This window comes from Catenuloplanes sp. NPDC051500, assembly GCF_044454585.1.
Lineage (GTDB): Bacteria > Actinomycetota > Actinomycetes > Mycobacteriales > Micromonosporaceae > Catenuloplanes.
Genome location: NZ_JBITDX010000033.1, coordinates 1 through 18,428, shown reverse-complemented (window position 1 = coordinate 18,428; position 18,428 = coordinate 1). Strand labels below are relative to the sequence as shown.

Genomic DNA, 18,428 nt, shown 5'->3' with positions numbered 1-18,428 from the left:
ATGATCACTGCCCGTGATCATCGGCCGCCGTGAAGAAGGCGCGCGAGGTCGACCGCCTGTCACGGTCGCCGTGGACAAGCATACGCGGCTGCCGGGGTGGCGGGCCGGGAGGGCTCTCGTTCCGGTCTCCCGGTGTTACCCGGCCGTTCTCACCTGGCTGCGACGGCGGCCGCCACGAGCAGGATGAGGCCGAGGGGGAGGTGGGCCAGCGGCGGACGCCACCACGTGCGGTGATCGGCGGCGCGACCGGTGGTGAACAACGCGTAGAGGCCGAACCCGGTGAGCGGGAGGCTCAGCGCGAGCGCGAGGCCGCTCACCAGATTGCCGGCCGCGGCGACGCCACCGGTGAACCCGTCCAGCAGCAGGCGCAGCGCGGGGAACTCCAGAAGAACCACGACCAGGCCGATGGGTACGGCCAGGATCGGGCGGCGGGTGGTGTAGACGCGCTCACCGCCGGGGACGAAGGCCGGTTCGGCGGGGAACGCGTGGTGGGCACCGGTTTCGACCTCCGCCGGTGGGGCGGCGGCCTGCGGTGGGACCGTGACCTGCTGCGGGACCGCAACCTGCGGTGGGACTGTGACCTGTGGGGGGATGGACGCTGCGGATGGGTCGGCGGGCGGGCGGCGCAGGGCGGCGCGGTCGAGCGCCTCGGTGCGGTAGCGGGGGATGTCGCCGGTCAGCGGGTACGCGGCGGTGAGACCGGCGACCGCGGGCGGCTCCTCGGGCGCGGGCGGCGTGACCACCGGGAGCGCCTCCAGGCCACGGCCGGTGACCGCGTCGTACTCGTATCCGCGCCGCGAACGGACCTCGGGCTGGGCGGGGACCTCCGGAGCGGGCGTCTCCGGCGTCGGGACGCGCAACGCGTTCCAGTGGTCGCTGTAACCGGTCGGATCGGTCAGCGGGTCCGAGGCGCGCCGGGGGCGGGTGACCGCGCGCGGGTCGTCCGCGGGCGCGGTCCAGTCACGGTCGCCCTGCCACTGCGGCTCTGGTTCATCTGCATACCGACGTCCATCCACGGTCGGCACCGTATGTCACCGAAACTTCCGGGCGCTACTGCCGTGACGGGTGTCGTACCACAAAACCCCCAAGATCGACCGCCCGTCCACAGGCAGTTTCCCCCTCCACATCCCGATCTTGAGCCGTTGCCCCCACCCCCGCCCCCACCGACCGTGAACGCCATGACATCCACAACCCGCGCGGTCGGCGCCTACGGGGAACGAGTGGCGCTGCGGCACCTAATCGATGCGGGAATGACCCCGGTCGCCCGCAACTGGCACTGTGCCGACGGCGAAATAGACCTGATCCTCTCCGACGGCGACGAACTCGTCTTCTGCGAGGTCAAGACGCGTCGCTCGGCGGCGTTCGGCCTGCCCGCCGAGGCGGTCGGCCGGTCCAAACAACGTCGTCTGCGCCGCCTCGCCTGCCGCTGGATGGCCGCCGCCCCCGGGCACGGCGAGCACGTCCGCTTCGACGTGGTCGCCGTGATGCCCCAGCGCCGGGGCGCCGCGTCGGTCGAGCATCTCCGCAGCGCGTTCTGAGGCGGCGGCGATGAGCTACGCCAAGGTGTGCTGCATCGGGCTGGTCGGCGTGGAGGGCCACCTCGTCGAGGTCGAGGTCGACATCGCGCCCGGCCTGCCCGGGGTCACCCTCACCGGCCTGCCCGACACCGCGCTCAACGAGGCCCGCGACCGGGTCCGCGCCGCGATCGTCAACTCCGGCGAGGAGTGGCCGAACAGGCGGCTCACCGTCAACCTCCTCCCCGCCACGCTGCCCAAGCGCGGGTCCGCCTTCGACCTCGCCATCGCGGCCGGGATCCTCGCCTGCGCGGGCGAGCTCCCACCGGTCGGGCTGGACGGCGTCGCGATCCTTGGCGAGCTCGGCCTGGACGGCGCCGTGCGCCCGATCCGCGGCGTGCTGCCGATGGTCGCCGCGGCCGCCCGTGCCGGGCTCACCCGCGCGGTCGTCCCGCTGCAGAACGCGGACGAGGCCACCGTCGTGCCCGGCGTCGACGTACGCGCGGTCGACACGCTGCAACGGCTGATCGGCTTCGTCCGCGGCACGGACACGCTGCTCCCGCCACCCGGCCTCCCTCAGCCCCCGCTGCCGCCCGCGCCCGACCTGGCCGACGTGGCCGGTCAGCCCGTCGGACGCCGTGCCATCGAGGTCGCCGCCGCCGGCGGTCACCACCTGGCGCTGATCGGCCCACCCGGTGCCGGCAAGACCATGCTCGCCGAGCGCCTGCCGTCCGTGCTCCCCGAGCTGGACGACCTGGCCGCACTTGAGGTCACCGCGGTCCACTCGATCGCCGGCATGCTCCCGCCCGGCGGCCGGCTCCTCCGCCGCCCGCCGTTCCAGGCGCCGCACCACACGGCCAGCCTCGCGTCGCTCGTCGGGGGCGGCTCCGGGATCGCCCGGCCCGGCGCGCTCTCGCTGGCCCACCGTGGCGTGCTCTTCCTCGACGAGGCGCCCGAGTTCGCCTCCCGCGTGCTCGACTCGCTCCGCCAGCCGCTGGAGTCCGGCCGGGTCACGCTCAACCGCACCGGCGGCACCACGGAATACCCCACCCGGGTCCAGCTGATCATCGCGGCGAACCCCTGCCCGTGCGCGAAACCGGCCGGCGACAGCGCCTGCGAGTGCACGCCACTGGCCCGCCGCCGCTACCTCGGCCGGCTCTCCGGCCCGCTTCTGGACCGCATCGACCTCCGCGTCCGGCTGCACGCGATGCGCGCGGCCGACCTGGTCGGCGTGGACCAGCCACGGGAAGGGTCCACCGCCGTCGCCGCCCGCGTCGCTCAGGCCCGCGCCGCGGCCGCCGTACGGTGGTCACCCCAGGGCTGGCGGACCAACGCGGAGGTCCCCGGCGCCGCGCTGCGCCGGCCTCCCTGGCAGCTGCCCGCCGCGGACATCGGCCGGCTCCAGACGGCGCTCGACCGGGGCGCGCTGACCGCCCGCGGCTTCGACCGCACGCTGCGCCTGGCCTGGACCATCTCCGACCTCGACGGACTTGACCGGCCCGGCGCCGGCGAGGTGGCCGAGGCCAGCCAGCTGCGTGCCGGGGAGCACGGATGAGCGCCCGGGCGGACCAACTGGCCCGCATCGCGCTGAACTGGCTGCTCGAGCCCGGCCACCTGATCGGCTGGGAGATGGTTCAGGCCTACGGCGCGCCCGAAGCACTCTGGCGCATCCTCAACGACCCGGCCTGCCACTCCGCGACCCGAAACACTGCGGCCGCCCGCCTCGCGGCCGGCGACCCGCTGCAGACCGCGGAACAACTCCTGGCACGTGCCGCGGAGATCGGCGCACGCCTGATCACCCCCGGCGACGCGGAGTGGCCGGGCCAGGTCGACGACCTGCGCACCATCGACCTGCGCAGCGCTCGCGAGCGGGTCGACCGGGACACCCGGCCGCCACTCTGCCTGTGGGTACGCGGGCAGCTGCCGCTCGCCGCGTCGCTCGACCGGTCCGTCGCGGTCGTCGGCGCCCGCGCCGCCACCGAGTACGGGCAGCGGATGGCCTCGGAGATCGGCTTCGACCTGGCGAGCCGCGGCTGGACCGTCGTCTCCGGCGGCGCGTTCGGCATCGACGGGGCCGCGCACCGCGCCGCTCTGCGCGCCGGCGGCGTCACGGTCGCGTTCCTCGCGTGCGGCGTCGACCGGCCGTACCCCGCGGGCAACACCGCACTGTTCGAGCAGATCGCCGACGCTGGTCTGCTCGTCTCCGAGTGGCCGCCCGGCGCCGAGCCGCTGCGACACCGCTTCCTGGTCCGGAACCGCCTCATCGCGGCCGTCACCCGCGGCACCGTCGTCGTCGAGGCCGCGGCCCGCAGCGGCGCCATCCAGACGCTCGGCCGCGCGCACGGCCTCACCGGCCGTACCGCCATGGCGGTGCCCGGCCCGGTCGGCTCCGCGATGTCCGTCGGCTGCCACGACGCGCTCCGCAACCAGCCCGGCACCCGCCTGGTCACCGGCGCCGCCGACATCGTCGAGGAGATCGGCGCGATCGGCGAGGACCTCGCCCCACGACCACGCGGCCCGGAACAGGACCGCGACGCCCTGGACCCGGAGTCCGCCCGCCTGCTGGAGGCCTTCCCCGCCGGCCGCCGCGAGGTCACCGCCGACCAGCTGTCCGCCCACACCGGCATCGACCCCCGCACCACCCTGCGCCGCCTCGCCCTCCTGACCGAACTCGGCTTCATCACCTCACGAAACGGCGGCTATACCCTGGTCCCTCCTCGCCGCACCCCACGCCGGTGACCCAGCTCCCCTATCCCTGCCGTCCAGACCCACCGTCCGGCACCACCAAGCCCTCTTTAAAGAGGCCGGCCGAACACCGCCAGGCCCGAACACCGCCAGGCCCGAACGCCGCTGTCACGATCGGAAAGGAAGGTTTTATGCCTGCGAGGCTGGCCGGGTGCCTGGTCAAGACCGTGTTTGCCATCGGGCTATGCGCCGTGTTCCTGGCGGCGCTCCTCCCAGCTCTTTCCTCCGCAAGCGCTCCCCCGGCCGGCCGCCGACTCGGCCTCGTCGCTCTCATGTCCTGTCGTCCCGGCACAACCGGCCCAGAGATGAGGCGACTACGGCCACGGCTGCAGGCCGACAGCCACAGGATCGGCAAACCGGACCCATCCTCCATCTGCGCATCTCCACCAGCATTACGAACCCGGACCGGCACCACGTTCCCGGACCGCCTCGCAGACGATGGGAGCCCCACGCATCCCCCGACACCGAGCGGCGTTCCGACGACCGAGAGCCGCCGCTCGCGTGCCGGGTTGACGGCGGTCGCGACGGCGCGGACTGTCGACGGATGGGGACCAGCGATCACGGGCGTACCCGTGCGACACAGGCGATCTATGACGACCTGCCGCCGGCCATGCGCGTGGCGATCGACGAGTTCGCGCATCACCTGGCCACCATCGAGGACCGGTCCGTGCACACCGTCCGCGCCTATGTGGGCGACGCGGTCTCGCTGTTCGGTCATGCGGCCGCCGCCGGCTGCGCGAAGCTCGGCGACCTGGACATCGCTGAGCTGCGCGGCTGGCTGGCCGCGCAGCGTTCGGGCGGCGCCGCGCGCACCTCGATGGCCCGGCGAGCGGCGTCGGCGCGGGCGCTCACGGCCTGGGCCCACCGGGCCGGGCATCTGGAGCACGACGTGGGCGCCCAGCTGGCCAGTCCGCGCGCGCACCGTACGTTGCCGGGTGTGCTCCGGGCCGATCAGGCGGAGAAGCTTGTCACCTCACCGGCCGGCAGTGAGGAAGCGCCTGTGGAGGTACGCGACCGCCTCGTCCTGGAGCTGCTCTACGCCACCGGCATCCGGGTCAGCGAACTGTGCGGCCTGGACGTCTCCGACCTGGACCGGACACGCCGCCTGGTCCGCGTGCTCGGCAAGGGCGGCAAGGAGCGCTCCGTGCCGTACGGCGTGCCGGCCGAGCGGGCGCTGGACGGCTACCTCCGTACCGCGCGTCCCGCCCTGACCAGCCCGGACAGCGGCGACGCACTGCTGCTCGGCGCGCGAGGCGGCCGTCTGCAACCGACGATCGCGCGGCGGCTCGTGTCGGCGTACGCGCGGGCCGAGAGCCTGCCGCACACCACGCCGCACGGGCTGCGCCACTCGGCCGCGACCCATCTGCTGGAGGGCGGCGCCGATCTGCGCGCGGTCCAGGAGCTGCTGGGGCACGCCTCGCTTGCCACCACGCAGATCTACACGCACGTGTCGGTCGAGCGGCTACGCGCCGCGTACCGTCAGGCGCACCCCCGCGCCTGAAAAGCAGCATCCTGGCCGGTCTGCCCACTACGATCGACGGGTGGGCGCTGGTGACGTACGGCCGCCGGACGCGATAGCCGGCGCACGACTGCTCTTCTCGCTGGATCCGGCCGTCTCGTACCTGAACCACGGCACGGTCGGCGTGACCCCGATCGCTGTGCAGCGCGCGCAGCAGCGCCTCCGCGACGAGGTCGAGCTGGACCCGCTTCGTTTCTACACCCGAGGGCTGCGCGATCGGGTCGGTCACACCCGCCGGCACCTGGCCACCCAGTTCGGCGCGGACCCGGACGGCACCGCGCTGATCCCGAACACGACCGCCGGCATCTCCATCGTGCTGCAGTCGATGGGGCTGCGGCCCGGCGACGAGATCCTGCTGACCGACCACGGATACGGGTCGGTCACGCTCGCCGCCGCCCGCGAGTGCGCCCGGACCGGGGCCGTGGTCCGCACCGTGGCGGTGCCGCTGACCGCCGCTGACGGTGAGGTCGTGTCGCTGCTCAAGGCCGGTTTCACCGACCGTACCCGCTTGTTGATCGTGGACCAGATCGCGTCCTCCACGGTGAAGCTCTTTCCGCTGGTGCCCATCGTGGAGGCCGCCCACCGGGCGAACGTGGCGGTGCTGGTCGACGGCGCGCACGCCCCGGGAATGCTGCCGCTCGCGATCGACGAGATCGGCGCGGACTTCTGGGTCGGCAACCTCCACAAGTGGGCGTTCGCGCCGCGTTCGGTGGCGCTGCTGACCGTGGCGCCACGCTGGCGGGACCGGATCGAGCCGCTCGCCGTCTCCTGGGACCACGCCGAGGGCTTCCCGGCGAACGTCGAGTCGCAGGGCACGCTCGACGTCACACCATGGTTGTCCGCACCGACAGGTCTCTTCGTGCTGCGCACACTCGGCCAGGACCGGGTGCGCGCCCACAACGCCGCGCTCGCCGCCTACGGCCAGCGGGTGATCGGCGCTGCGCTCGGCCTCCGCGCCGCAAGTCTGCCGGACCCCGGTGGCGCGGGCATCGCGATGCGCATCATTCCGCTCCCGCGCGGCGCGGCCACCACCGACGCGGACGCGGTCGCGCTCCGCCACCGCATCGCCGACAAGCTGGGCGCCGCGGTCGGCGTCAACGCCTGGAACGGCCAGGGCTGGTTGCGCGTCTGCGCCCAGGTCTACAACCAGCCCGACGAGTACGACCGCCTCGCCGCCCGCCTCCCCGCCCTGCTCACCGCCGGCGACTGACAAAGATCAGGCATTTCCCGTCGGGTCGTCACTCACGTGCTGCGAACTCCCGCGGGCACCGGTTCAACGTCACTTGGCCTTTTTGATCATGGTCGTCGACCTGGCCTTTTGCTACTACCTTTCGGGGCAGGGTGAGGGCCGCCGCAGCCCGCTGAATCACGAACTTTCGGGCGCGACGCACCCGGCCGGTCCGTGGGAGCGGACCTCGACCGCAAAAGTCGGTAGTGGCCTGCCTAGCTCGGCGATGCTCACCATGAATCTGGAAGGTCAGTACGTCCCGCGGGGCAGATCAAGCGCGGCATGCTCCGTACCCCAAGGACGAAGCCCACCCCGGCACCGGAAATGTCGTCTCATAAGCACCTGGCCGGTGGAGTGGCCGCGGACGGCCAAGATTCTTGTTTTGCTCACGGTCCTTTCCCGGCGGCGCAAAGGACCGTGAGCAAAACAAGGATCTTGATTCCCGCATAGTGGAAGGTCCATCTCCGGCCGGCGGGCTGGACGGCCTCGCCGGACATGGACCCTGAGCCCGAAAGCTCAGTAACACCCACCTGCATCCGCGCCCTGCCCGCCGGACCAGGCAGAAGAGCATCCGCACCGGCCACAGGCCCACGGCCCGACCCAGTCCACTTCAAGATCAAAATATGCTCAGTGGTATTGGGCACCGGTCGTCGCTGGCGCCCCCTGCCTGCCTCGCCGCCGCAAGGTCAGAACCGAGGACCCGGTGTCCTCCACTCCCCGTAGCCGCAGCACGGCGGCCCGCATCGCGTGCACGGGCTGCCTGACCACCGGCCCCGACAGCGGAAAGGGACGGCGCGGTCATCCTCAGCGCTCCCGACGACACGACCTGAGGCCTCGACTCGATCGTCCGAATCGAACATCGCACCGCCACCCGATGTCCGTGACGCCACGCAAACGCCGGCGAATGCTCGCCGACCACCCAGACGGCGCCGTCGAACGGCGTGGTCATCCTCACTGCTCCCTGCCGACGTCACGACCTGAAGCCTCGACTCGAGCGTCCGAACCTGGCACCGCACCGCCTCCCGGAGCCGTCGCGCCATGCAAACGACGGTCGGAAACTCGCCGATCACCAAACCGCCAGCCGCGCGCCGACACCGCCGAGCACCCGCCGTCCACCACCACATCGAGTGGCCGCCAGCCGGCGCCGACACCCCTGACAGCGAATCCGTAAATGTGCGAGCTGGTCCAAGTCTGGGCCGAAAACCGCGCTGACCTGTGGACGGCTATCCACATGCCAAGAATCTGTCCACAGATCTTGAGGTGCGTGGTCGTGCCGGTCCGGTGTTCGGACGATCCTCTGGGCATGCCAGTCGCGCTACTCGTTCTGATCATCACGGTGGCCACCACAGTCCTGCCCGCCGGCATCACCCGGATCGGTCCCGGCGGCCGGGTTCACCCGCCGCCCGCCGCCGCGATAGGGCCCACGCTGTCACCCTTCGCCGAGCGGCACCGCTCCCCGTCCAGCCCTGCCGGTCAGGAAGGGGTGCGGCACGAGCAGCCACCACCGTTCCGCACCCGAGGCCGCACGACGGGGCCACCGCTCACCGCAGTCGCAGCCCGGGAACCCGTACCAGTGAGGTTTTCCTGGCCGCTCGACGGGCCGTCACCGGTCCTGCGCCGTTTTGATCCGCCGCCGCAGCCCTGGCTCCCCGGTCACCGCGGCGTGGATCTCGGTGCGGAGCCCGGCAGCACGGTCCGGGCCGCGGGCGACGGCACCGTGGTCTTCGCCGGTATGGTCGCCGACCACGGTGTGGTCAGCATCGAGCATCCCGGCGGCCTGCGCACCACCTACCAGCCGGTCCACATCGGGATCGCCGCCGGGCGGAAGACCAGCGCCGGCACGCCCCTGGGCACCCTCGCCACCGGCCACTCCGGCTGCCCGGCCGCCGCCTGCCTGCACTGGGGTCTCCGCCACGGCTCGGATTACCTGGATCCGCTGCTCCTCCTAGCCCTCGGACGCGCCCGCCTGCTCCCGCCGGCCGCAGGCCCTTAGAAGTCCGTGTCGACGTGGATGCGGGGAACAAGACCCGGGACCTCACCGCAGCCCCGCATCCACGACGACACCCGCTCCAGAAGGTGTCTGGTGGATCGCGGTTAGCCCAGGTGTGCGGCGGCGGCGCCTGCGGGCCGGTGTGATGGACAGGCATCTGCGCCAGACCACGCCTGGACCTCGCCGCAGGCCGTCGGAATCCGCCAACACGCCCCGGGTCGCGTCTTCGCACAGCAGGGCCCTGGCGCCGTCACAACGCCCAGCTACTGACGACGCAGCCCAGGACGGCCCAGCCCGGGACGACCAGCCCAAGACGACCCGACCACGGCGGAGGACCCCAGGCGACGCACGCCGGGTCGTCAGAAGGCCCCACCGGCGGAGACCCGCCCCAGGCACCGAGCGGCGACCGTCGGCACCTACCCACGGAAGAGCCCGGAGTGCGGCACCACCGCGACCCCGGGCTGGAAAGGAGGCGAACGTCAGCTGGGGAAGCCGGTGTCCGTCGGCAGGGAGATCTCCGGCTTCTCCAGCTCCTCGACGTTGACGTCCTTGAACGTCATCACGCGCACGTTCTTGACGAAGCGGGCCGGGCGGTACATGTCCCAGACCCACGCGTCCTGCATCTCGACCTCGAAGTAGACCTCGCCGTCCGAGTTGCGCACATGGAGATCGACATGGTTCGCGAGGTAGAAGCGCCGCTCTGTCTCGACCACATAGGAGAACTGGCGCACGATGTCGCGGTACTCCCGGTAGAGCTGCAGCTCCATCTCGGTCTCGTACTTCTCGAGATCTTCTGCGCTCATGGTTGTCCGCCCTTCATCTGGCCATCTTCCCCCACCCACGTCGGCGGTCGTGGCTGCTGCTCCGATGCCACGCCGACGGTACTCCAGCCCGTGCCGACTTTCGCCATCGCCTCAGCCGATGTGCCACCGGACGACACAACCGACGGACGATCGGATTCCGCGCTGACCGGGCGGCGTGCCCGCGGCGGGCTGCCGGACCGGCCGGAGATCGCCGCCACGTTGGCGTACGAGAATCGATGCTCCACGCACGGCCCGTGCTCCGCCAGTGCCGAATTGTGCTCAGCGGTCACGTACCCCTTGTGGTCGGCGAAGCCGTACGCCGGGAAGTCGGCGTCCAGCTCCACCATGATCCGGTCCCGGGTCACCTTGGCGAGCACGCTCGCCGCCGCGACGCACGCGGCGACCTGGTCGCCCTTCCACACGGCGAGCCCGGGCACGCCGAGTCCGTCTACCGCGAAGCCGTCGGTGAGGACGTACTCGGGGCGGACGGAAAGCGTTGCCAGCGCACGGCGCATGGCCGCGAGGTTACACACATGGAGGCCGCGTGCATCCACCTCGGTGGGCGGTATGACCACGACCGAGTACACGAGCGCCCGCTTGACAACTTCTGCGTAGATTCGTTCCCGGGCCGCGGCGGTCAGCAGCTTCGAGTCGGTCAGCCCGTCGATCTCGCCGCGTTTTCCGGTGGGCAGCACCACGGCGGCCGCGACCAGCGGCCCCGCGCAAGCACCGCGACCGGCCTCGTCCGCGCCGGCGACCAGCTGGAAGCCGCGGCGCTGCAACGCCCGCTCCAGCGCGTAGATGCCGCCCTCGCGCCGGACGATGGTCTTCGGCGGGCTAAGCACCGGCGGTCACCCGGCGCAGCAGCTCCGCCAGACCGCCCGGATGGACCGGCTCGGTCGCGGAGTCCAGCTCGGAGACCGGCCACCACCGGTACTCCAGGAGGCTGGCGCGCTCGGCCTCGTCGAGCCCACTCGTGTCGACGGCGAACCCGGCGGTACGCAACAGGAAGAACTCCTGCTCCTGCCGGTACCAGACGTTGTCGAACGGGAACTCGGTCACCTCGGCGTGCACCGGCCCGCCAAGCGCCGCGACCGGCACGTCAAGCCCGGCCTCCTCGCGCAGTTCGCGCCGGGCCGCCTCGGCCGGCGTCTCGCCCGCGTCGAGCCCGCCGCCGACCGTGAACCAGTACGGCTCGCCGGGCCGGCCCGGGTCGACGCCCCGGAACAGCAGGACTCGGCCGGCCTCGTCGACCAGCAGCACGCGAGCCGCGCGGCGCGGCACGAAGTCCACCATCACCCCAGCCTAGGAGACCCTCAGCCGCCGCTGCCGGACGGGACCGACTCGAACGTGTCCGGCGCGGAGAGCCAGTCGGCGCGGCCGAACGGCCAGAAGAGCACGAACGCACGCCCGACCACCGCGTCCTCGGAGATCGTCGACTTCTCGATCTCACCGGTCGTGGTCCAGTGCTCAAGCGAGTCGCCGGACTGCGAGCGGTGGTCGCCCATCACCCAGAGGCGGTCGGCCGGCACCACGATGTCGAAGTCTGTGGATGCGGGCGGGTCCTGCAGGCCGTTCTCCGAGTAGATGTACGGCTCGTCCAGCGAGGCGCCGTTCACCTGGATGCGCCCCTGTGCGTCGCAGCAGATGATGTGGTCGCCGCCGACGCCGATGATGCGCTTGATGAAGTCCTCGCCCTCGGGTGTGCTCCGCCACTCGGCGGGCGCCTCGAACACGATGATTTCGCCGCGCTGCGGGTCGCGGAAGTTGTACACGAGCTTGTTGACCAGAACCCGGTCATAAATGTTGAGCGTGTGCTCCATGGACGGGGACGGGATGTAGAACGTCTGGAGCACGAACGTCCGCACCAGGATGGCGACCAGCAGCGCCACACCCAGAAGAATCGGTAGTTCTTTCCAGAACGAACTGCGTGACTTGTCGGTCTGCTCGTCGATCACGAAGGGAGCCTACGACGGCGGGCTGAGAATCGAGACCGGGAACGCGCGTTAAACGCCAGAGATGCCAACAAGGGGACAGTGAGCACGAATCCCCCTCCAGTGTCAGGCGCCGTCTCCTGGGGCGCCGAGGCGGAGGCGGGCACGTCGTCCCACGCCTCCGGCACGGGAATCCCGCTCCAGCTGTCTCGCGGCCAGACGATCACGAAGGCCTGGCCGACCACGTTCTCCACCGGAACCGGGCCCTGGCACCGGGCATCGAGCGAGATTGATCGGTGGTCGCCCATCACGAAGATCTGACCGGCCGGTACGACCACGTCCGCGAACCGCCGCGTGGTGCAGTTGCCGCCGTTGCCGCCGACCGTGTCGTCGAGCGGTGAGTCCTGGAAGATGTAGGGCTCATCGATCGGCTTGCCGTTGACGGTGATCCGCCCCAGCTCGTCGCAGCAGGCGACCGTGTCGCCCTCGACGCCGATGACCCGCTTGATGAAGTCCTTCTCACCGGGCCGGCCGTACCCGATCAGGTCGCCGATGGTGCGGCTCATCTTCGTCATGAACGTCAGGCCGGACGTGTCATTTGTGTGCTCCGGCGCCCAGCGGTCCGTGCCGTGGAACACCACGACCTCGCCGCGCTTGGGCACCCGCACGTCGTAGACGACCTTGTTGACAAGCACCCGGTCGCCGATGAGCAGCGTGTTCTCCATCGACCCGGAGGGGATGGAGAACGCCTGCACCACGAACGTGCGGATCAGCACCGCGAGACAGAACGCCACCACGAGCAGGATCGGCAGCTCCAGCCAGAGCGCCATCTGCTTGACCCGCTTCCGCGGCTTCTCATCCCCGCCGTCACCGTCCGGAAGGCCGCCCCCGCCACCTCGTCGGCGGCGGGGCGGCTCCTCGTCGGCGGAGTCGGCGACAGCCCGACCCCGGGAACTGGAGGAGGCACCAGAGCCCGGATACAGCACTACCGCTCGAGCCTCGTCCCCGTTGATCTCCTCGGGGGAAGGCGTCGAGCGGTAGGGCGGAGTTTTTCGACTGTCGCCGTCGTAGCGCCCGTACGTCACAGATGCAAGCTTAGGTCGCGTTTGGCGCTACGGCTGCTCTCAGAGCGAGAGAAGGTTTACCCGTCCGGGGGACGTCAGTTGGAAACCTTCTCGCGCTTCTCCTTGATCTTCGCGGCCTTACCGCGGAGGTCACGGAGGTAGTAGAGCTTCGCCCGGCGGACGGCACCGCGGGTGATGACCTCGAGCCGGTCGATCGACGGGCTGTTGAACGGGTAGGTGCGCTCGACGCCGACGCCGAAGCTCACCTTGCGGATCGTGAAGGTCTCGCGCAGGCCGGAGCCGTGGCGCCGGATGACGACACCCTGGAAGACCTGGACACGGGAGCGGTTGCCCTCGACGACCCGCGCGTACACCTTCAGGGTGTCGCCGGCGCGGAAGTCCGGGATGTCGGTCCGCTGCGACTGTGCTTCCAAAACGTCGAGCGTGTTCATCGCTGCTGCATCCTCAAGGCTCGTGGCGAATCCCCGCGCCAAGGCCAGTGGCGGCGCGAAAGAAAATCTATCCGTTGCGCAGATAGGGCTGTGCCCGATCGCGGCAACCCCTCTACTCTGCCACACCGGCCTGCGGCACCGGAAATCCGGCCCCGGTCAACGTGGCGAGATCGTGCTTGTCAAACGTCTCCGGCCGGGTGACCGCAAGCATATCCGGTCGCTGTGCGGCCGTGCGCAGAAGCGACTGCGCCCGCCGCCACTTCGCGATCCGGCCGTGGTCGCCGGACCGGAGCACCTCGGGCACCTCCCGGCCGCGCCAGACCGCCGGCTTCGTGTAGAGCGGCGCCTCCAGCAGGCCGTTCGCGTGCGACTCCTCGGTAAGCGACTCCGCGTTGCCGAGCACGCCGGGAAGCAGCCGCACGACCGCCTCAAGCATGACGAGCACCGCGACCTCGCCACCGAACAGCACGTAGTCGCCGAGTGAGACCTCGCGCACCCGCATCCGGGTACCGGCCTCCTCAAGCACGCGCTGGTCGATCCCCTCGTACCGCCCACAGGCGAAGATCAGCCGGTCCTCGTCCGCGAGCGAGTGGGCGAGCGCCTGGTCGAAGCGCTGCCCGGCCGGGGTCGGAACAAGAAGAACAGGATCATCCGGGGGTACGACGAGCGCGTCGAACGCCTCACCCCACGGTTCCGGCCGCATGACCATGCCCGGACCGCCGCCGTAGGGCGAATCGTCCACGGTCCGGTGCACGTCATGCGTCCACTGCCGCAGGTCATGCACGGCGAGGTCGAGGACCCCTGTGGCACGTGCCTTCCCGATCAGGGAGAGCTCCAGCGGGGTGAAGTAGTCCGGGAAGATCGTCAGAACGTCGACGCGCATCTACAGATCCAGTAGGCCTTCCGGCGGGTCGATGACGACCCGGCCACCTTTCACGTCGACCTCGGTGACGATCTGCCGCACGAACGGGACCAGCGCGGTGCCGCCCTGCACCCGCTTCAGCACGAGCAGGTCGGACGCGGCCGCGTGGTCGATCCGGAGCACCTCGCCGACCGTAGCGCCGGTGGTGTCGACGACGGTGAGCCCTCTGAGCTCGTGGTCGTGGAACTCGTCCGGGTCGTCGAGCGGCGCCACCTGGTCGCTGTCCACGCAGAGCAGCACGCCCTGCAGCGCCTCCGCCACGTCCCGCCCGCGGATGCCCTCGAACGTGATGAGCAGCTTGTCCTGGTGCGGGCGGATGGTCTCGATGACCAGAGTCTTAGGAATCTCGAAGCGCACGGCGCCGTCCGGGGCCGGACCGCCCTCCGGAGCAGTGCGGACCTTCGAGGAGATCTCGGTGGTCAGCACCGCCCCGGGGACGAAACGCGCCTCGGGATCGTCCGAACGCACGTGCACGGCGACCTCGCCGTGCACGCCGTGCGCGCGGGCGATGTGCCCGATGATGAGGAGCATCGACTCAGTACGCGTCGACTATGTCGACTCGCACGCCACGTCCGCCGATCGACCCGATCACGGTACGCAGCGCCTTGGCCGTGCGCCCGCCACGCCCGATGACCGTTCCCAGGTCCTCGGGGTGGACGCGCACTTCCAGCCGCTTACCGCGGCGCGAGTCGACGAGCCGGACGCGCACGTCGTCCGGGTGGTCGACGATGCCCTTGACGAGGTGCTCCAGCGCTGGCCGGAGCGCCCCGTCAGCTCGCGTCGCCGGCGCCCGCACCAGCGGGCTCCTCGGTCTTGGCCTCGGCCGGAGCCTCGGTCGTGGCCTCCGCCTTCGGCTCGGACTTGGCGTCCGCCTTGGCGTCAGCCTTCGGCTCGGACTTGGTCTCGGCCTTGGCGTCGGCCTTCGGCTCGGACTTCTTGGCCGTCGACTTCGACGGGGTGACGCCGGCCGCGGCCTGCGCCTCAGCGTCGTAGACGGCCTTGCGGTCCACCTTCGGCTCCGCGACCAGGAGCGGCGGCGGGGCCGGCAGGCCCTTGAACTTCTGCCAGTCGCCGGTCTTCTCCAGGATGCGCTGCACGGCCTCGCTCGGCTGCGCGCCGACCGACAGCCAGTGCTGCACCCGGTCCGACTTGACCTCGATCACCGAAGGGTGCTCCTTCGGCTGGTAAATGCCCACGTACTCGATGGCCCGGCCGTCGCGCTTGGTCCGCGAGTCGGCCACGACGATGCGGTACTGGGGGTTGCGGATCTTGCCCATCCGCAGGAGCCGGATCTTTACGGCCACTGTCTGTTCGCTCCTGTTGCGATTTACACCGGTCTTGGAAGACCGGCGCGCGGGTGAGCAGGCGGGCTCCCACGTGGGGCATGGGATCCGATGCTTCAAGGACTGGCGTCGCGTTCGCAGTTAGAGGGCAACAAACGCGTGCCGGATGCCAGCTCACCATTGTGCCAGATCCGGGGCCGCCGGATGAAACGACCCCGCATCCCGTACCCATATCAGGGCGAAGCGTGTTTTATCGCTCCAGAACCGGACGGTCCCATCCGGGGAGCGGCGCACCGGGCAGCCACGACGGGTCCGGCCGGAAGTCGACCCAGCTACCGTCGAACGGGAACTCCCCCGCCTCGATCTGCTCGATCGCCCGTTTGCCCTCGGCCCACACCGCGTCCGCGTCCGGCACCCAGTAGTGGTCCGGGAACGCGAGGCGCTCGGCGAACTCGTCCTCGTCCTTCCACCGCCAGCTGCGGTCGGGAGCGACCACGATGTCCAGATCCTGGTCGACCATGTCCACGCCGGCCACGGCGCCGTCATGCCAGCGGCGCGCCGGGTCCTCAAGGTTGACGTACCAGCCGGTGAAATTCCCGTCGTCGTCACGGAACCACCAGACCGAGTGCGCGGCGCCGACCGGCATGAACTTGAGCACGCCCGGCCCCTGCCAGATGCAGTGCTCAAGCCGGTAGTCGAGGCCTGTCCACTCGCTGAACGGCATCTCGCGCATGCCACGGCCGTCCGCGGCGACCTCGTTGACCACCTCGGTGCCGCGGGCCAGCCAGACCAGCAGTCCTCGGTGATCGTCGCTCACCACCCGGACCGGGCGCACCCAGCCGATCCGGTGATGACGGACGTTCCTATGCATGATTAATTGGCCGCGCGCGAATCCCACGGTCAGCCAGGTTAACCGCCGCCGGTGACCGCGTCATGACGACGCGGCCACCACCCGGGAGTGAATTCAGTACGAGCGTCCCAGCACCGCGACCAGGTCCGGCTCGTTCTCCGAGTCCGGCACCGTGCCGTCCGGGCGGATCAGGCAGCGCACCGTCACCGCCGACTTGTTCGCCTCGGCCTCGCCCTCAGTACCCACCGCGGACCAGGGCAGACGCGCCCAGCCGGTGGCCGACGCCGCAAGCGCCTCGGCAAGCGTCTTGACCTCGTGCGTGTTCGCCTCGCGGTGCGCCAGCGCCTGGTCGTAAAGCGCCTGCTGGTCCGCCGCAAGCGCCTCGGTCACGGCCGCCACCACACCGGCCAGCGGCGTGCTCGTCTTGCTGCCGTCGAAGCGCCGGGCCACCGTGACATTCCCGTTGGCGAGATCCCGCGGCCCGATCTCGACCCGGATCGGGTAGCCCTTCAGCTCCGCGTCCACCGCACGGCGCCCGAACGGCGTGTCCACCCGGTCGTCGAAGCCCACCCGCACCCCCGCGGCTTTGAGATCGTCGCGGAGCTGCGCAGCGGCTTCACCGACGCCGTCGCCACCCTTGACGACCATCACGTGCGCCTGGATCGGCGCCAGCGCCGGCGGCACCCGCAGCCCGCTGTCGTCGCCGTGGCACATGATCAGGCCGCCGACCATCCGCGTCGAGGTGCCCCAGGACGTGGTCCAGGCGTGCTCGCGGCCGCCGCTCGCGGACGAGAACGCGATGTCGAACGCCTTCGCGAAGTTCTGCCCGAGCTCGTGCGAGGTGCCCATCTGCAGCGCCTTGCCGTCGCCCATCATGCCTTCGAGGCAGTAGGTGTTCGTCGCGCCCGCGAACCGCTCCCGGTTCGTCTTGCGGCCGACCAGCACCGGCATGGCCAGCACCTTCACCATCAGATCCTCGTAGGCCTCGTGCAGGATCTTCTTCGCGTAGGCCCGCGCGTCCGCCTCCGAGGCGTGCGCCGTGTGCCCTTCCTGCCAGAGGAATTCGCTGGTCCGCAGGAAGATGCGCGGCCGCATTTCCCACCGGACGACGTTCGCCCACTGGTTGAGCAGCAGCGGCAGGTCCCGGTAGGAGTCGATCCACTTCGCCATGAACTCGCCGATCACGGTCTCGCTTGTCGGCCGCACCACCACCGGCTCCGCAAGCTGCTTGCCACCACCGTGCGTGACGACCGCGAGCTCTGGCGAGAACCCCTCGACGTGCTCCGCCTCACGGGTCAGGTAACTCTCCGGGATGAACAGCGGGAAATACGCGTTCTCCGCGCCCGCGTCCTTGATCCGCGCATCCATCTCGGACTGGATGCGCTCCCAGATCGCATACGCCGTCGGCCGGATCACCATCGTCCCGCGCACCGGGCCGTTGTCGGCCAGCTGCGCCTTGGCGATCAGATCCTGGTACCAGCGGGGAAAATCCTCCGCACGGGGAGTGAGCACGCGAGCCATAACCGCACATCCTAGGCCGGGCGCCCGCTCCACTGTCGCGCGACGTGCACCTCGCCCACCCGAGAAGATCAAACTCATTTCCCGCGTCCGCGGTGGCCCGGTCCGCATGCTCCCGACTCCGGTGCCTATTCGCGTGCGGCGGTCTGGGGCCTCATGATCGAAGGGCTGGCAGCGAGCCGAGAGTCCGGCGGGTCGTTCCGGCTGGTCAGCGGTCTCGCGGCACGCGGGGGCAGCACGGTCATCGTCTGAGCGGCGGCTGGTCTGGGCGGCTGCGGTCTGGACGGTCGCAAGGGCCGGCACCGAGAGAGCGGACGTGGCCGGGTAAGCCGGATGGGCTCGCCTTCGGTGATCGCAAGAGCCGGCACCAAGACAGCGGACGCGGCCGGGTAAGCCGGTCGAACTCGCCTTAGGTGATCGCAAGGGCAGGCACCAAGACAGCGGGCGCGGCCGGATAAGCCGGTCAAGCTCGCCTTCGGTGATCGCAAGGGCAGGCACCAAGACAGCGGGCGCGGCCGGATAAGCCGGTCAAGCTCGCCTTCGGTGATCGCAAGGGCAGGCACCAAGACAGCGGGCGCGGCCGGATAAGCCGGTCAAGCTCGCCTT

General features: G+C 70.8%; 19 protein-coding genes. 6 read left to right on the top strand and 13 right to left on the bottom strand.

The window, feature by feature from the left end; genetic code table 11:
• Positions 1-149: 149 nt before the first annotated feature.
• The gene (locus ACIA8K_RS37910; protein ID WP_396068318.1) at positions 150-1,016 is read right to left on the bottom strand and encodes a hypothetical protein; all 867 of its coding nucleotides are present in this window, start codon (positions 1,014-1,016) and stop codon (positions 150-152) included.
• A 162-nt stretch (positions 1,017-1,178) separates the two neighbouring features.
• On the opposite strand from ACIA8K_RS37910, the gene ACIA8K_RS37905 reads away from it, so the two are divergent.
• From ACIA8K_RS37905 to ACIA8K_RS37880, 6 genes are all read left to right on the top strand, one after another.
• Entirely contained in the window at positions 1,179-1,538 is a 360-nt protein-coding gene (locus tag ACIA8K_RS37905; RefSeq protein ID WP_396068317.1) for a YraN family protein, read from the top strand.
• A gap of 10 nt (positions 1,539-1,548) precedes the next feature.
• A complete protein-coding gene (locus tag ACIA8K_RS37900) occupies positions 1,549-3,069 on the top strand; it encodes a YifB family Mg chelatase-like AAA ATPase (RefSeq protein ID WP_396068316.1) in 1,521 nt (506 codons plus the stop codon).
• Entirely contained in the window at positions 3,066-4,253 is a 1,188-nt protein-coding gene (gene dprA / locus ACIA8K_RS37895; protein ID WP_396068315.1) for a DNA-processing protein DprA, read from the top strand. Before ACIA8K_RS37900 ends, dprA begins: the two co-directional genes overlap by 4 nt.
• 550 nt (positions 4,254-4,803) lie before the next feature.
• Positions 4,804-5,760, top strand: coding sequence for a tyrosine recombinase XerC (locus tag ACIA8K_RS37890; RefSeq protein ID WP_396068314.1), 957 nt, complete (start codon positions 4,804-4,806; stop codon positions 5,758-5,760).
• Positions 5,761-5,800: 40 nt separating this feature from the next.
• Positions 5,801-6,988, top strand: a complete 1,188-nt coding sequence (locus ACIA8K_RS37885) for an aminotransferase class V-fold PLP-dependent enzyme (RefSeq protein WP_396068313.1) — start codon at positions 5,801-5,803, stop codon at positions 6,986-6,988.
• Positions 6,989-8,309: 1,321 nt separating this feature from the next.
• Entirely contained in the window at positions 8,310-8,999 is a 690-nt protein-coding gene (locus ACIA8K_RS37880) for a murein hydrolase activator EnvC family protein (RefSeq protein WP_396068312.1), read from the top strand.
• Positions 9,000-9,475: 476 nt separating this feature from the next.
• Here the strand turns inward: ACIA8K_RS37880 and ACIA8K_RS37875 are convergent, their stop codons facing one another.
• The 12 genes from ACIA8K_RS37875 to proS form a co-directional block, all read right to left on the bottom strand.
• The gene (locus tag ACIA8K_RS37875; protein ID WP_033343857.1) at positions 9,476-9,799 is read right to left on the bottom strand and encodes a DUF2469 domain-containing protein; all 324 of its coding nucleotides are present in this window, start codon (positions 9,797-9,799) and stop codon (positions 9,476-9,478) included.
• On the bottom strand, positions 9,796-10,644 hold the full coding sequence (locus ACIA8K_RS37870) for a ribonuclease HII (protein WP_396068311.1): 849 nt from the start codon (positions 10,642-10,644) through the stop codon (positions 9,796-9,798). Before ACIA8K_RS37870 ends, ACIA8K_RS37875 begins: the two co-directional genes overlap by 4 nt.
• Complete coding sequence (locus ACIA8K_RS37865) at positions 10,637-11,095, bottom strand: NUDIX hydrolase (protein ID WP_396068310.1); 459 nt, start codon at positions 11,093-11,095, stop codon at positions 10,637-10,639. The genes ACIA8K_RS37870 and ACIA8K_RS37865 overlap by 8 nt, the downstream gene beginning before the upstream one ends.
• Positions 11,096-11,115: 20 nt before the next feature.
• Positions 11,116-11,757: a signal peptidase I gene (gene lepB, locus ACIA8K_RS37860; RefSeq protein ID WP_396068309.1), complete on the bottom strand. Its 642-nt coding sequence runs from the start codon at positions 11,755-11,757 to the stop codon at positions 11,116-11,118.
• Positions 11,754-12,563, bottom strand: coding sequence for a signal peptidase I (gene lepB, locus ACIA8K_RS37855; protein WP_396068308.1), 810 nt, complete (start codon positions 12,561-12,563; stop codon positions 11,754-11,756). Before lepB (ACIA8K_RS37855) ends, lepB (ACIA8K_RS37860) begins: the two co-directional genes overlap by 4 nt.
• 329 nt (positions 12,564-12,892) lie before the next feature.
• A complete protein-coding gene (gene rplS / locus ACIA8K_RS37850; protein WP_396068307.1) occupies positions 12,893-13,249 on the bottom strand; it encodes a 50S ribosomal protein L19 in 357 nt (118 codons plus the stop codon).
• Positions 13,250-13,361: 112 nt separating this feature from the next.
• Entirely contained in the window at positions 13,362-14,132 is a 771-nt protein-coding gene (gene trmD / locus ACIA8K_RS37845) for a tRNA (guanosine(37)-N1)-methyltransferase TrmD (protein ID WP_396068306.1), read from the bottom strand.
• Positions 14,133-14,702, bottom strand: a complete 570-nt coding sequence (rimM, locus tag ACIA8K_RS37840; RefSeq protein ID WP_396068305.1) for a ribosome maturation factor RimM — start codon at positions 14,700-14,702, stop codon at positions 14,133-14,135.
• A gap of 4 nt (positions 14,703-14,706) precedes the next feature.
• Entirely contained in the window at positions 14,707-14,967 is a 261-nt protein-coding gene (locus tag ACIA8K_RS37835) for an RNA-binding protein (protein ID WP_033343864.1), read from the bottom strand.
• Entirely contained in the window at positions 14,942-15,475 is a 534-nt protein-coding gene (gene rpsP, locus ACIA8K_RS37830; RefSeq protein WP_396068304.1) for a 30S ribosomal protein S16, read from the bottom strand. Before rpsP ends, ACIA8K_RS37835 begins: the two co-directional genes overlap by 26 nt.
• Positions 15,476-15,704: 229 nt before the next feature.
• A complete protein-coding gene (locus ACIA8K_RS37825; RefSeq protein ID WP_396068303.1) occupies positions 15,705-16,352 on the bottom strand; it encodes a DUF402 domain-containing protein in 648 nt (215 codons plus the stop codon).
• A gap of 66 nt (positions 16,353-16,418) precedes the next feature.
• Positions 16,419-17,825 (bottom strand): proline--tRNA ligase, encoded by a 1,407-nt coding sequence (proS, locus tag ACIA8K_RS37820; RefSeq protein ID WP_396068302.1) that lies wholly within the window; start codon positions 17,823-17,825, stop codon positions 16,419-16,421.
• Positions 17,826-18,428: the final 603 nt, after the last annotated feature.

Excerpts from the sequence above, each read along its gene's own strand:
- ACIA8K_RS37905 (WP_396068317.1), top strand. The coding sequence starts at position 1,179 with ATGACATCCACAACCCGCGCGGTCGGCGCCTACGGGGAACGAGTGGCG.
- ACIA8K_RS37900 (WP_396068316.1), top strand. The coding sequence starts at position 1,549 with ATGAGCTACGCCAAGGTGTGCTGCATCGGGCTGGTCGGCGTGGAGGGC.
- dprA (WP_396068315.1), top strand. The coding sequence starts at position 3,066 with ATGAGCGCCCGGGCGGACCAACTGGCCCGCATCGCGCTGAACTGGCTG.
- ACIA8K_RS37890 (WP_396068314.1), top strand. The coding sequence starts at position 4,804 with ATGGGGACCAGCGATCACGGGCGTACCCGTGCGACACAGGCGATCTAT.
- ACIA8K_RS37880 (WP_396068312.1), top strand. The coding sequence starts at position 8,310 with ATGCCAGTCGCGCTACTCGTTCTGATCATCACGGTGGCCACCACAGTC.
- ACIA8K_RS37875 (WP_033343857.1), bottom strand. The coding sequence starts at position 9,799 with ATGAGCGCAGAAGATCTCGAGAAGTACGAGACCGAGATGGAGCTGCAG.
- ACIA8K_RS37865 (WP_396068310.1), bottom strand. The coding sequence starts at position 11,095 with ATGGTGGACTTCGTGCCGCGCCGCGCGGCTCGCGTGCTGCTGGTCGAC.
- lepB (WP_396068308.1), bottom strand. The coding sequence starts at position 12,563 with ATGGCGCTCTGGCTGGAGCTGCCGATCCTGCTCGTGGTGGCGTTCTGT.
- rplS (WP_396068307.1), bottom strand. The coding sequence starts at position 13,249 with ATGAACACGCTCGACGTTTTGGAAGCACAGTCGCAGCGGACCGACATC.
- trmD (WP_396068306.1), bottom strand. The coding sequence starts at position 14,132 with ATGCGCGTCGACGTTCTGACGATCTTCCCGGACTACTTCACCCCGCTG.
- rimM (WP_396068305.1), bottom strand. The coding sequence starts at position 14,702 with ATGCTCCTCATCATCGGGCACATCGCCCGCGCGCACGGCGTGCACGGC.
- proS (WP_396068302.1), bottom strand. The coding sequence starts at position 17,825 with ATGGCTCGCGTGCTCACTCCCCGTGCGGAGGATTTTCCCCGCTGGTAC.